Raw genomic sequence first — 12,225 nt, forward strand, 5'->3', positions numbered from 1 at the left:
ACAGTCCCAAACCGACGAACAGATCAAGCATCGCGGTTCATTCTATCGCGCTTAGCTCTATTTTTTCCGCCGGGATAAGTAGCAAAAAAAAGAGTTCCGCACGGCGTTCAGAACCGGAGGAATTTCAGCTTCTTTCCCAACCGCTCGAAGTTTCAAACCAGGGTGTGGCGAGAAGTGTCACCCCGGTCGTAAAAATTCTTGCGGTCGGTTGAAAAATACAATCCCCAATGGCTCAGAAGGCCAGCAGCCGTAGTACTCAGCCCATAGTCCACAGCCCCCCACCCTTGGGCGGTGAACCGGGTATTGAATCTTTCTTGAATATGGTAGTAACATAAATCCGAGGAACAATATGAAAAATACCACCACCCGTATTCTGGTAGGCACCAAAAAAGGCGCCTTCTTTTTGTACAGCGACCGCAAGCGGGAGAAGTGGAAACTGGACGCCAGCCACTTCATTGGTGAGATTATCAACCATGTGGTGCTCGACCCACGCAACAGCCAGACCCTGCTGATGGCTGCCCGGACGGGCCATCTAGGGCCAACCGTGTTTCGCTCTACCGATGGGGGTAAAACCTGGAAGGAGGCCAGCCGCCCCCCTGCCTTTCCAAAGGCGAAAAATGGACAGGGCAAGGCTGTGCAGCAGGTGTTCTGGCTTACCCCAGGACATCCCTCCGAACCGGGGGTGTGGTGGGCGGGTATTGTCCCCCAGGGGCTTTTTTATTCCGAGGATGGGGGGCAGAACTGGGAGGAGGTAGCACCTTTTCGCAAATACCTGGAGAAATTAGCCCAGAAAGAGGGGTTTATTGGAGAGCCCCCAGGGGGCGGCCCCATCATCCATAGCATCCGCATAGATCCCCGCGATGCCAACCACATGTATGTAGCGGTTTCCTCGGGTGGTGTGTTTGAAACCAACAACCGGGGCAAGACCTGGAAGCCCCTCAACCAGGGGGTGGTGGCGGACTTTCTGCCCCCTCCCACCGACGGCCCCTGGCACGAGTACGGCCAGGACCCTCATCACCTGGCCATGCATCCGCTCTACCCGGATCGGCTCTACCAACAAAACCACTGCGGGGTCTACCGTCTGGATCGCCCCGATACACTGTGGACACGCATTGGCGACAATCTGCCCAGGGAGGTGGGGGACATCGGTTTTCCCATTGTGGTTCACCCCAAAGCCCCCGACACGGTCTGGGTGTTTCCCATGGACGGCACCTCGGTCTGGCCCCGCACCAGCCCCGGCGGCAAGCCCGCAGCCTTTAAGAGCAGCGACGGCGGCAAGACCTGGAAGCGTCAGGCCAAAGGCTTCCCAAAGGCGCACGGCTACTTCACCACCCTTCGCCAGGGTTTTGTCTCCGACCAGCACGACCCCGTGGGACTCTATCTGGGGCTGAGCAGCGGTGAGGTCTGGGCCAGCGCAGACGAAGGCGACTCCTGGCGGCAGATCGCCCAGCACCTCCCCTACATCCTGTGCGTGGAGGCCGCCTGATGCGGGTGTGGATTGCACCGCCCCTGCGCTCGTACACCCACCAGGCGCATTTTGTAGAGGCCAGGGGAAGCACCCTTTGGGAAGTGTTGGATCACCTGGAAACAAACTACCCCGGCATCCGTTTCCGCATGATTGACGAGCAGGACAACATCCGCGAGCACATTCATATCTTTGTTGGGCAGAATAAGGCCTCCAGCCTCAAAGTGGTGGTGCTCGAGGGTCAGGAAGTGATGATCGTGGCGGCACTCAGCGGCGGGTAGCGGGGCGTACCTCTGGGTTTACCCAGGCTCGCTGCTGAACTGCCGCAGGTATCCACGGCTTCCCATCCCAAAAGGGGGTTCTTGGGCATCATGGCGAGCATTCTGGGGATTACCGCCAGGGTGGACTGGGGCATGGCGGTCATACTGAGTGCCGTTTCACCTGGTTTATCTTGGTCAGTTACGAGACCCTACCAAAATCAAGGCAAAACCCCGCCTTTCGACGGGGCTTGGAAACAGCCTCGCTGGTTACAACCCGGCACCCTTCTCGATATGCGCCGAGACGATGCCGAGTTCCTCGGCATCGCGGGCCAGAATCGCAGCCTTGATGCGCTTGAGGGTGGTCACCTCTTCCAGGGCGCGCTGGTCGAGGGTGTCGGTGACAAACTTGATCTGCTCGTTAATCTCGGGGATGGAGATCTGCTCCAGAGCATTCACCCGGCGGTTGGTTTTCTTGATCTCCTCACCGATTTTGCGCAGGCGGTTTTCGGTGTTGGCTACCATGAGGATGGCCTCGCCCAGCCTGCGGAAAGCCGTGGCGGCTTCCAGAGTCTTGGCGCCCACCCCAATCGGGCTGAAGGCCAGGCCCCCGTCCGACTCCGGCGCAGAAATCCTGGGCACCTTCACACCATAGAGACTCTCCACTTCCATGCGCACATCTATGGGGGTGCCTGAAAGCGACTCGACGGCCTCGGGCGTATCGAAAGCCTTGGCAATCAACAGGCTGAAGTAAGCATCCTTGGCGGCATTGTTCAGGGCTTCGCGGGCCTTGAGTGAGTCCTGCACCAGGGCAAAAAACTCGCCAATCAAGGCATCCCGCTTGTTCTTCAGCAACTCCACGCCCTGCAAAGCCAGCCGCTTCTGATCGCGCTTGGCCAGCAGGGTTGAGCGGGTCGGTGAAACAGGTTCAGCCATGTGCACCTCCGGTGTGCTGATAGCCGAAGGCTGAAGGCTGAAGGCTAAAACTGTGCTGGCTCTTAGCTTTTGGCTTTCGGCTATCGGCTACCGGCATCCTCACGCTCCAACCAGCTCTTCCAGCTTGCCAGTCTTCTGGTGGTAAGTCTCGATGTACTCACGGCGGATGCGCTTTAGTTCCGAGGCCGGTAGGTCGGCGAGCAAGGCCCAACCGATATTGAGGCTCTCCTCGATGGAGCGCTCGTTCTGGCCCTGGTTGATGAACTTCTGCTCGAAGTTTGCGGCGAAGCGCAGGTACTTCTTGTCGGTCTCGGTCAGAGCGTCTTCGCCGGTAATCGCCACCAGACGACGCAGGTTCACCCCACGGGCGTAAGAGCTGAAAAGCTGGTCGGCCAGCTCCTTGTGGTCGGCGCGGGTCTTACCCTTGCCAATCCCATTGTTCATCAACCTCGAGAGCGACGGCTGCACGTTGATGGGCGGGAAGATGCCCTGCTGGGCCAGGTCGCGGGCAATAAAAATCTGTCCCTCGGTGATATAGCCGGTAAGGTCGGGGATGGGGTGGGTGATGTCGTCGCCGGGCATCGAAAGGATGGGGATTTGGGTTACCGAGCCCTTCTTGCCATGCACCACGCCCGCGCGCTCGTAAAGCGAGGCCAGGTCGGTGTACATGTAACCAGGGTAACCCCGACGGCCCGGTATCTCTTCGCGGGCGCCCCCGATCTCGCGGAGGGCTTCGCAGTAGTTGGTCAGGTCGGTCAGAATGACCAGCACATGGTAATCGTGCTCGAAGGCCAGGTACTCGGCAGCGGTGAGGGCCATGCGGGGCGTCAGGAGGCGTTCCACGGTGGGGTCGTCGGCCTTGTTCAAGAACAGCACCGAGCGCGAGAGGGCCCCGGTGCGCTCGAACTCCTGCATGAAGTACGAGACTTCGCGCTGGGTAATCCCCATCGCGGCAAACACCACTGCAAACCCCTCGCCCTCGCCCAGCACCTTGGCCTGGCGCGCGATCTGGGCGGCCAGTTCGTTGTGGGGCAGACCCGAGCCGGAGAAGATGGGCAGCTTCTGTCCACGCACCAGGGTCATATTTACGTCAATGGCGCTGACCCCGGTCTGGATGAACTCCTCGGGTTTCTCACGGGCTACGGGGTTGATGGGTGCGCCGTTGATGGGCAGGCGCTGGTCGGCTACCACCGGAGGCAGGCCGTCAATCGGGCGGCCAATCCCGTTAAAGGCCCGGCCCACCATCTCCCTGGAAACACCCAGACGGGCCACATCTTCCACCAGCGAGACGCTGGTCTTGTCGAGGTTCAGGCCCGAGGTCTCCTCGAAGACCTGGAGCACGGTGTACTGGTCGGAGACTTCAATCACCTGACCGCCGCGCACCCGGCCCGAGCCATCGTCAATGTTCACGATTGCGCCGTAAGCCAGGTCGGCAGCCCCTTCCAGGAACAACAGCGGGCCTGAGACGTAGGTCACGGCGTTGTATTCTTTCTTAAGCATTTCAACCTCCCTTACGCCTTGACCGCACCCATGAACGCGGCTTTGATCATCTTGTCGAACTCGGCCTTATAGGCAGGGAATTCGGTCTCTGGCACGTAGCGGGCGCGTCCGATTTTCTCGATTACCGGGTCGGAGAGGAAGTCGGAAATGGTGGCGCCCCTGGATAGGGCAACCTCGCCTTGCTTGTAGGCCGCGATAATCATCTGCATAATCCCCAGGGCTTTAGCCATCGAGCAGTTCGCGTCCACCTTGTCGTAGCCGTTCTGTTGCAAGAAGTCTTCACGGGCAATACGGCCTATCTCGAGGCTCAGGCGCTCGGCGTCTTGCAGCGCGTCTGGGCCGACGAGTTGCACCACCTGCTGCAACTCGGCCTCGCGCTGTAGGAGGGTGATGATCTGGGTTCGTATTTCGGGGTAGTCGGGGGCCACGTTCTCGCGATACCAGGGCTCCAAAATGTTCAAGAAGAGCGAGTACGAACGCGCCCAGTTGATGGCGGGGAAGTGGCGGGCGCGGGCTAGCTGGGCGTCCAGGGCCCAGAAACCGCCGGTGATGCGCAGGGTGGACTGGGTGACGGGCTCGGAGAAGTCGCCGCCGGCGGGGGATACCGCCCCGATTACCGAGACCGCGCCCTGCTCGCTGGACAGCGTCGTGACTTTACCGGCCCGCTCATAGAAACTGGACAGGCGCGAGGAGAGGTAGGGGGGATAGCCTTCCTCAGCGGGCATCTCCTCGAGGCGGGAGGCGATCTCCCGCAGCGCTTCGGCCCAGCGGCTGGTGGAGTCCGCCATCAGCGAGACCTTGTAGCCCTGGTCGCGGAAGTATTCGGCCAGGGTAATGCCGGTGTAGAGCGAGGCCTCGCGGGCCGCTACGGGCATATTGGAGGTGTTGGCCACCAGGATGGTGCGTTCCATTAGCGGGCGACCGGTCTGGGGATCCTCGAGTTCGGGGAACTCCACCAGCACGTCGGTCATCTCGTTACCGCGCTCACCGCAGCCCACGTAGACCACGATGTCGGCATCACCGAACTTGGCAATGGACTGCTGGGTTACGGTCTTGCCCGAGCCGAAGGGGCCTGGAATGGCAGCCGTGCCTCCCGCAGTGAGCGGAAACAGCACGTCCAGAATCCGCATCCCGGTCAGGAAGGGCTGATTGGGATCGAGTTTACGGATGAAGGGACGGGCCTTGCGCACCGGCCAGAAGTGGGCCATGCGCAACTTAGTACCATCTTCCAGCTCGGCGATAGTGTCGTCAATGGTGTACTGGCCCGCGCCCACAATGCTCTTGATTCTGCCGCCCTGGTCAGGTGGAACCAGAATCTTGTGGGTGAAGCTGTACTCGGGCACCGTGCCCAGGATGTCGCCCCCCTTGGCCATCTCGCCCACCTTCCTGGCGGGGGTGAAGTCCCACTTCTTGGTTCGGTCGAGCGAAGATACCTCGATCCCACGGGAGATGAAGATGCCCGAGGTGGCCTGAATCTTGTCCAGGGGGCGCAGAATCCCGTCGAAGATTCCGTTCAAGAGCCCCGGCCCCAGTTCCAGGGCCAGCGGCAGTCCGGTCGTCACGATGGGTTCGCCCACCTGTAGGCCGTTGGTATCCTCATAGACCTGCACAAAGCAGGTACTGCCATCCAGGCGGATAATCTCCCCTACCAGTTTTTCGTTCCCGACGCGCACGATGTCGAACATCTTGGCGCCGCCCAGGTTCTCGGCAATAACTGCCGGCCCCGCGATTTTCTTAATGGTTCCCACAGGTCCTCCTTGGTCGGATGCTGATAGCTGATAGCAGGAGTTGTATTTTAGCCATTGGCTATGGGCTATCGGCTATGAGCTATAAACTACAGCTTGATGTCAAACCCAATCGTCTCACGTACAAGCTGGCGCATATAGGCTTTGGCATCTCCCCCGCCGCTAAAGCTATCGAGCAGGTTGGGCAACGAAAGCAGCACCGGCGCATTGCGCCCGCGCATGACCCGCTCGGTGGCCTTGTTGGGGTCGGGCAGCAGGCTTTCATCTACTGCCACCAGGGCATACTGGTTGGACTGGATCATTTCAATCAGCTTTTTGGCCGCCTCGTCGGCAGTGGTCGTCACCGCCTCGAGGCCGGCGATGCGGTAGCCAGAGGCCGTCTCGAGATCGGTCAGCACACCGATTTTCATGCAACCTCCTTTGCCACTGCATCGGCAGGCAGATTGAAGTAGGCGCGCCGAGCCAGTAGACGGATTCGGCTGGCCTCCCACAGCTTTTTCTGAATGTAGTCGAGCACCAGCCCACTCCCCAGGCTATCGGTTGTACCCTTACCGGCCTTAGCAAGCAACACACCTCGCACCGCTCGCTCGAGCTCACCCAGCGTACGCGCACCGGCGGCTGGGGCCAGGGGCGTGCCGTTCAGAGCATCCATGGCAGCCAGATCCCCCGCCGCAATGCGGCTAAACACCGCCCGGCTCAAGCGTTTGCCTCCAGACACAAAGTAGCTGTCCGGGTTGAGGTTGGTCGCGCCCAGGGCTTGCAGTTTAAAAGCAGTTGCGAGGTTGGTAGTATCCACCTCCAGAGCAAAGTAGGCGGTGATATGGCTCAGACGTAGCTTCTTGGCCTTCTCAAAAGTAGCAGCAAAAAACTCGCGATCCAGTGCGACTTCCAGGGCCAAAGGTTCGGAGTTGCTGGCCACCGCACTGCGCAGGGCCTTGGCTAAGGGGTGTCCTGGTACCTGCAACACCTGCGCCACGCTGGGGGCATCGGGTGCTTGAAGCATTGCGTTCAGGACGGTCTCCTTCAGGGTTCCGCCTAGCAGTCCCGCCTTGATTTCATCGGGTGATTTGCCGCTCAGCTTGCCCCTGAGGATGGCCTTGAGGTTAACCAGGTCGGCACGTAACAGCGGGAGTTGCACCAGTTCACGCATGTTGCCAGAGACCAGGCTCGGTAAGTCCCGGACGTTCCGGGCTAGATGGTTCGAAACCGCACGATCCACGTCGGCAAGGGTATCGCCAACCAGGTCGGGGCCATAGGCTGTTTCGGACAGGGTGCGCAGAAAGTCGGGAAAGGACTGCTTGAGGGCTTGTTGAAAAAAGGGCTCCGGAACCATCTGGCCTCGCCTCGAGCGCACCCGTGTGTTTAAGTATGCGAAGGCATTTCGGTTAATCACAATCAGCTCCAGATGGCTCTAGCGGCCCTGGCCGACAGTTCGCCCCAGGCCCGCTCGAGGCGTTCGGTCAGCGCGTTTTGCACAAAAGCCCGGCCTCCTTCGGCGACCAATCGAACCCCGTCACGGATGGTTTCGTCAGCCTTGAGCTGCAGGCCCTTGCTTTGCGCCCAGTCTTTCAACAACGAGACATGGGCTGGGTTTACCAGCACCGACTCCGCCTTGCCCACGCTCTGAAGCCCCTCGTCGGCCAGTTTTTGCAGAATCGCGGCAAACTCGGGTTGTGAGGTTAGCTTCTGTAAGGCCTGGGCGGCCTCGGCCTTGACTCGATCCATGACCTGGCCTCGAGCCGTAATACGCGCCTGGCCCAGGAGCAGTTCTGCCGCGCTCTCGGCTCGGCGCAGCGCGGCCGCGTGCTCGGCCTCGAGCAGCCTCTGCTTGTTGGCCCTGAGGGCCTCAGCGCCCGCCATTGCAGCCTCCAGAATTCCCCTGGCTTTGGCCTCGGCCTCCGCCGTAATCGCGCCAATCTCGGCGGCTACCTCTTTCTGCAGAATGTCTTCGAGTTTAGACATGTAGCTCCCGTGGAACCTTAGCTGCGCTGCAATGGGTTTGAGTGCCAAGGCATCACGGCCAGGTTCCTCGCACAGACTAGGTGATCATGAAGGAGAAAGCCAGACCAAAAATGGCCAGCGTTTCAGGGATCAGGAAGAAAATCAGCGAGGTACCAAAGTTGCGACGGTCTTCTGCTACCGCACCTACAGCCGCTACGCCAATGGCCATCTGGGCCAAACCAGTTGCTAGGAGGCCCAAGCCAATAACAATTGCCTTACCCAGAGGAACAAATGAGGCCGCGCCTCCTTCAGCGGCAAAGGCTATGGTGGCCAGAACGGTGACGGCGACGATCAGCAAAAGTTTAGCAATTTTAACGCTCTTCATGTGTTTTCTCCTTTGCTTTGCTCCATGTGCAGTAAGCACATTATGGACGATGCTGGTCTGGATGCTATACATCCTAGGGGGATTGATTCGACCGGACAGACTTGAAGGGCTTATACTGCCGCCCACTCTCCTCGAAAAAACCATAGTTGGTGGATACTTCAATCCACAAAAGACGTAAAGGCTGAACAACATGCCCCAGGGTAGTCACAACAAAGATCAGGGCAAGCAAGATGATACCAACGATCAGCCCTAGTACCACGCCGATAAAGCCAAGCTGCTCGGCCATGGCAAAGCCTAGCTGGTTAGCTAGCATGGCTAGCAACGCCCCGGCCAAGCCCACGGCATAAAGACGGATGTAGCTGAGCATCTGGCCGGCCTTACCGGCCAGCTCGGCTATCATCAGAACCTCGCGGGACATCACCACCCCCACGATGAATAACACTACGCCGACAATAAACACCAGGTTTAGAATTTGCAGGTTGGCCTGGGTCATGAAGTTATAGGTGATGGCCACCAGGCCAATTAGTCCAAAGAAATAGCCAAACCCCTCCCAGAAGTGCTTCATGTGCCCGTGTTTGAGGCCCAGACGCATACGCAGATAAAAAGCATAGAGCACCTGGAAAACCCCAAAGGCAATGACAAAAACCATGAGTGCAGCATAGGTATGAGCTATGTCCAGGCGATTGACCAGCACCGGAATCAGACCGTAGTATTCCGCAGGATCAAAGCGTGGGCCAACCGCATAAAAAAACCGCCACCCATCGGGAAGGCCAAAAACCCCTGGCAGCTCTAGCGTCTTGAAGAAGGTGCCGAAAAACTCACCGTATAGCACACCCCAGATAATGGCCCAGGCTGAAGCCCATTTGCCAACCACAGCAAGTTTTCCCAGTATATCTGGCCCAAATGCCACTCCCAGAAACTCAATCTTCAGGGTCTCACCCTGTCGCGACTTCCCCGCCATCCATAGCGCGGCCCACAGGAAGATCAGGCCAAAACCCACATCTCCCACCACAATCCCGAAAAAGAGCGGGAAGAACAGGGCAATAATCAGAGTAGGGTCGTATCCCCCATACGAAGGGGTGTTGAGAAAGGTATGAGTCAGCTCGAACGGTCTAGCCCAGGGTGGGTTTTCCAGTTTCACGGGAACCTGATGCCCCTCGTGATGCTCGTCCACTGGCTCAAAGGTATAGACAATCTGGTCGCGTAGACGGCTCAGCGCCTCCTCCACCCGCCCCTTAGCCTCTTGAGGAACCCAGCCCATCAGAACCATCCCGTACTTACCTGCCGCCATCTCGGTAGCAGTACGGTAACGGGCCGTCTCGTCCTTGGCCCTGGCCCACAAGACCATCAGTGCATCTCTGGAGTCGCGGACGAGCTTGCCGATCTCCTCGCGGATACCCACCAGTTCTTCGGGGGCCAGCCTGGCCCGTTGCTTCATGCGGCCTGCGGCCTGGCCCAGCGGCAAGGCACCGTAGACCCCAGGGAAGCGTAACTCGGCAAACCCCAGGCGTGACAGGATTGAGCGGGCGGCCTCGAGCTCGCTTCGCTTAACCACTACGGCCGCCGCTATCTGGTTGTCGAGGGGTTCGGCATCGAGCACAAAGCGGTCGGGAAGGGCTTGCTGCAAGGCGGTGCGCACGCCCTCCAGTTCCTCCGGTTTGGAAACCAGGAAGGGGATCACTGCCAGCCGGGGGCTCTGATCCAACCCCTGCACCAAAGCAGCCAGCTTGTCGGCAGCAGTGCCAAATAGCTCGATGGTCTGGATTTCTTCCTCGAGGGCAGCCCGCTCCTTGCCCAACACCTCGGCCCGGTTGGCAACGGGTCGGATGGTAGCTTCGGCTTCCTCCAAAGAACCCCCAAACAGCTTCCCCCCCGCGACTGCGGTCAGGCCCGCCACGGCCAGCGTCTGCTCGGCCTGTAACGAGACCGTATCCCAGCGCTTAAGCTCGGCTTCTTCGGTTGGGGAAAGGCGGTATTCACCCAGTTCGTCGGGCCGCAAGGGATCAATATGCACAACCCCGGCTTTTTGTAGTTCGGCCAGCAGCTCCCGGGCTAGCCGCTTGGGGCCAGCCACAATCAGCTTTTCCATCGGGGCTATCAAGGCAGTACCTCCCCCAGCACCGCCTGAACCGCCCCAGCCACTCTGGCCGTTGCCGCTTCGCCAATGGCTCGGGCCTCGGCTTCGGCCCTGGCTTTGGCTTCGCTTTCGATTTTGGCAACCGCTTCGGCGGTGCGGGCTCGGAATTGCATTTCCATGTCCCGCGTAGCCTGCTCCGCGTCTGCTTGAATCTGGGAAGCCTTGACCTCAGCCTCCCTGATCCTGGCTTCGGCAGCCTGTCTGGCCTCTTCAAGCTGTTTTGCCAGAGCTTGCTCACGCTCTGCGAGGCTCTTAATTAGTCCTGATCCAGCCACGTTCCCTCCTTTCCTGGTGCCGCCCATGCGGCTTTTGTACAGCGCGAAAGAGAGCAAGTGAAAACTTGCTCTAAGTGAACCCCAAGAATCATAGCGATTACTCAGGACTCGTGTCAACGCGAGACAGCATACAATAAAATTTCTCGCCCACCCTTGGTCTGGAAGCACCCATGGAGGCGTTTCCTCGAGCAAGCTGAGCGTTACATCCACCCCAGGCGATAGAAATTTTCCATACGCGAATGATCCGAAAGCGGAAATTTGGCGCTTTTGGACAGGTGCTAGACTCACAGGGTGAAGATTCGCGTTTCCCCCCGAGGTGCGGCTCGGCTGCTGGCACGCCATCCCTGGGTTTACAAAAGTGACGTACTGGAGGGGCCAGATGCTCCCGGCCTATACCCGGTTCAGGCCAACAAGGGTGTTTTGGGGTTGGCGCTTTACAGCCCTGCCTCCGAAATTACCGTGCGGGCCTTTAGCTTCATGGACGCGGGTCGCCCCCAGGAGGTCTTGCTCGAGAACCTGCGCCACGCCTTGCAGCAACGTAAAGCAGCCATCGCTCGGGAGCCTCAGGGCAGCTTTCGCCTGGTACATGCCGAAGGCGACCTGCTCCCAGCTTTAGTGCTCGACTACTATGCTGGACACGGGGTCTTGCAGGTGGGGTCGGCAGCCCTGGAGCCACTCACCGGAGCCCTGGTGGGCGTAATTCAATCCGAGATTCCACTGCAAAGCTTGCTGGCCAAAAACGACCAGAAATCCCGTAGCCTCGAGGGACTCCCTTTGGAAATCAAACCCTGGTGGGGCCAGACTCCTTCTTCGGTTCTGGTGCAGGAAGGCACCGTCCGCTACCGGGTAGACCTCGAGGCTGGCCAGAAAACCGGTGCCTTTATTGACCAGCGCGACAACCGCCTGCGCATGCAGGCCTTCAAAGGCAAAACTGCCCTGGATGTGTTCAGTTACCACGGCTCGTTTGCTCTGCACCTGGCCCAAAATTTTGAACAGGTCATCGCAGTGGATAGCTCGGCAGCCGCCCTGCGCCGTGCCCTCGAGAACGCCCAGGTTAACGGGCTGACCAACATCACCCCCAAGGAAGCCAATGCTTTTGAGTTTCTGCGCGAGGAAGAAAAACGCGGAACCCAGTACAACCTGATCGTGCTCGACCCGCCCGCCTTTGCCAAAGGCAAGCGCGATGTTGAACGGGCATATGCAGCCTATAAAGAGATCAACCTGCGGGCTATAAAGCTGCTGCCCAGCGGGGGTATTCTAGCAACTGCTTCTTGCAGCCATCACCTGGATGAGCCCCTTTTCTATCAGATGCTCTCCGAGGCCGCTGCCGATGCCCACCGCACGGTGCGGGTAATTGAAAAACGCGGCCAGGGCTGGGATCATCCGGTACTGCTCAATGTGCCCGAGACCCAGTATTTGAAGTTTGCCATCCTGGAAACTCTGTAGAAAGCCAGAAACCAGGAGACCCCGAGGTTATCTTTTGAATTCTGGAGCCCACCCCTCCCGGACGGTCGGCGAAAAAGCGTCTCCCTTCGGTCGGGTTTCGAATCTGGTATGAAGCCGCAGCAAGCTGCGGCTTTAAAA

At 59.2% G+C, this 12,225-nt stretch carries 13 protein-coding genes; 4 read left to right on the forward strand and 9 right to left on the reverse strand.

Annotation, left to right across the window (positions count from 1 at the left end):
• The 3 genes from Q0288_RS13755 to Q0288_RS13765 all read left to right on the forward strand — a co-directional run.
• A partial coding sequence (locus Q0288_RS13755; RefSeq protein WP_299431418.1) for a hypothetical protein occupies window positions 1-212 on the forward strand: 212 nt, incomplete at its 5' end.
• 137 nt (window positions 213-349) lie between these two features.
• Window positions 350-1,486: a hypothetical protein gene (locus Q0288_RS13760; RefSeq protein WP_299431421.1), complete on the forward strand. Its 1,137-nt coding sequence runs from the start codon at window positions 350-352 to the stop codon at window positions 1,484-1,486.
• Entirely contained in the window at window positions 1,486-1,746 is a 261-nt protein-coding gene (locus Q0288_RS13765; RefSeq protein WP_299431423.1) for a MoaD/ThiS family protein, read from the forward strand. Before Q0288_RS13760 ends, Q0288_RS13765 begins: the two co-directional genes overlap by 1 nt.
• Before the next feature lie 246 nt (window positions 1,747-1,992).
• Here the strand turns inward: Q0288_RS13765 and Q0288_RS13770 are convergent, their stop codons facing one another.
• From Q0288_RS13770 to Q0288_RS13810, 9 genes are all read right to left on the reverse strand, one after another.
• Window positions 1,993-2,658, reverse strand: coding sequence for a V-type ATP synthase subunit D (locus tag Q0288_RS13770; RefSeq protein ID WP_299431426.1), 666 nt, complete (start codon window positions 2,656-2,658; stop codon window positions 1,993-1,995).
• A 99-nt stretch (window positions 2,659-2,757) separates the two neighbouring features.
• Window positions 2,758-4,158, reverse strand: coding sequence for a V-type ATP synthase subunit B (locus tag Q0288_RS13775; RefSeq protein ID WP_299431429.1), 1,401 nt, complete (start codon window positions 4,156-4,158; stop codon window positions 2,758-2,760).
• A gap of 11 nt (window positions 4,159-4,169) precedes the next feature.
• Entirely contained in the window at window positions 4,170-5,906 is a 1,737-nt protein-coding gene (locus tag Q0288_RS13780) for a V-type ATP synthase subunit A (protein WP_299431432.1), read from the reverse strand.
• A gap of 86 nt (window positions 5,907-5,992) precedes the next feature.
• Entirely contained in the window at window positions 5,993-6,313 is a 321-nt protein-coding gene (locus Q0288_RS13785) for a V-type ATP synthase subunit F (protein WP_299431435.1), read from the reverse strand.
• Window positions 6,310-7,296 (reverse strand): V-type ATPase subunit, encoded by a 987-nt coding sequence (locus Q0288_RS13790; protein WP_299431438.1) that lies wholly within the window; start codon window positions 7,294-7,296, stop codon window positions 6,310-6,312. Before Q0288_RS13790 ends, Q0288_RS13785 begins: the two co-directional genes overlap by 4 nt.
• Before the next feature lie 2 nt (window positions 7,297-7,298).
• Window positions 7,299-7,865 (reverse strand): V-type ATP synthase subunit E, encoded by a 567-nt coding sequence (locus Q0288_RS13795; RefSeq protein ID WP_299431441.1) that lies wholly within the window; start codon window positions 7,863-7,865, stop codon window positions 7,299-7,301.
• A 76-nt stretch (window positions 7,866-7,941) separates the two neighbouring features.
• Window positions 7,942-8,229 (reverse strand): F0F1 ATP synthase subunit C, encoded by a 288-nt coding sequence (locus tag Q0288_RS13800; protein ID WP_299431443.1) that lies wholly within the window; start codon window positions 8,227-8,229, stop codon window positions 7,942-7,944.
• Between the two features lie 73 nt (window positions 8,230-8,302).
• Complete coding sequence (locus Q0288_RS13805) at window positions 8,303-10,318, reverse strand: V-type ATPase 116kDa subunit family protein (protein WP_299431446.1); 2,016 nt, start codon at window positions 10,316-10,318, stop codon at window positions 8,303-8,305.
• A gap of 8 nt (window positions 10,319-10,326) precedes the next feature.
• On the reverse strand, window positions 10,327-10,641 hold the full coding sequence (locus Q0288_RS13810) for a V-type ATPase subunit subunit G family protein (RefSeq protein ID WP_299431449.1): 315 nt from the start codon (window positions 10,639-10,641) through the stop codon (window positions 10,327-10,329).
• 291 nt (window positions 10,642-10,932) lie between these two features.
• Here Q0288_RS13810 and Q0288_RS13815 point away from each other — a divergent pair, with 291 nt between their 5' ends.
• Complete coding sequence (locus Q0288_RS13815) at window positions 10,933-12,087, forward strand: class I SAM-dependent rRNA methyltransferase (protein ID WP_299431452.1); 1,155 nt, start codon at window positions 10,933-10,935, stop codon at window positions 12,085-12,087.
• The last annotated feature ends 138 nt before the right edge of the window (window positions 12,088-12,225 follow it).

The organism is uncultured Meiothermus sp. (assembly GCF_937863175.1).
Taxonomy (GTDB): domain Bacteria; phylum Deinococcota; class Deinococci; order Deinococcales; family Thermaceae; genus Meiothermus.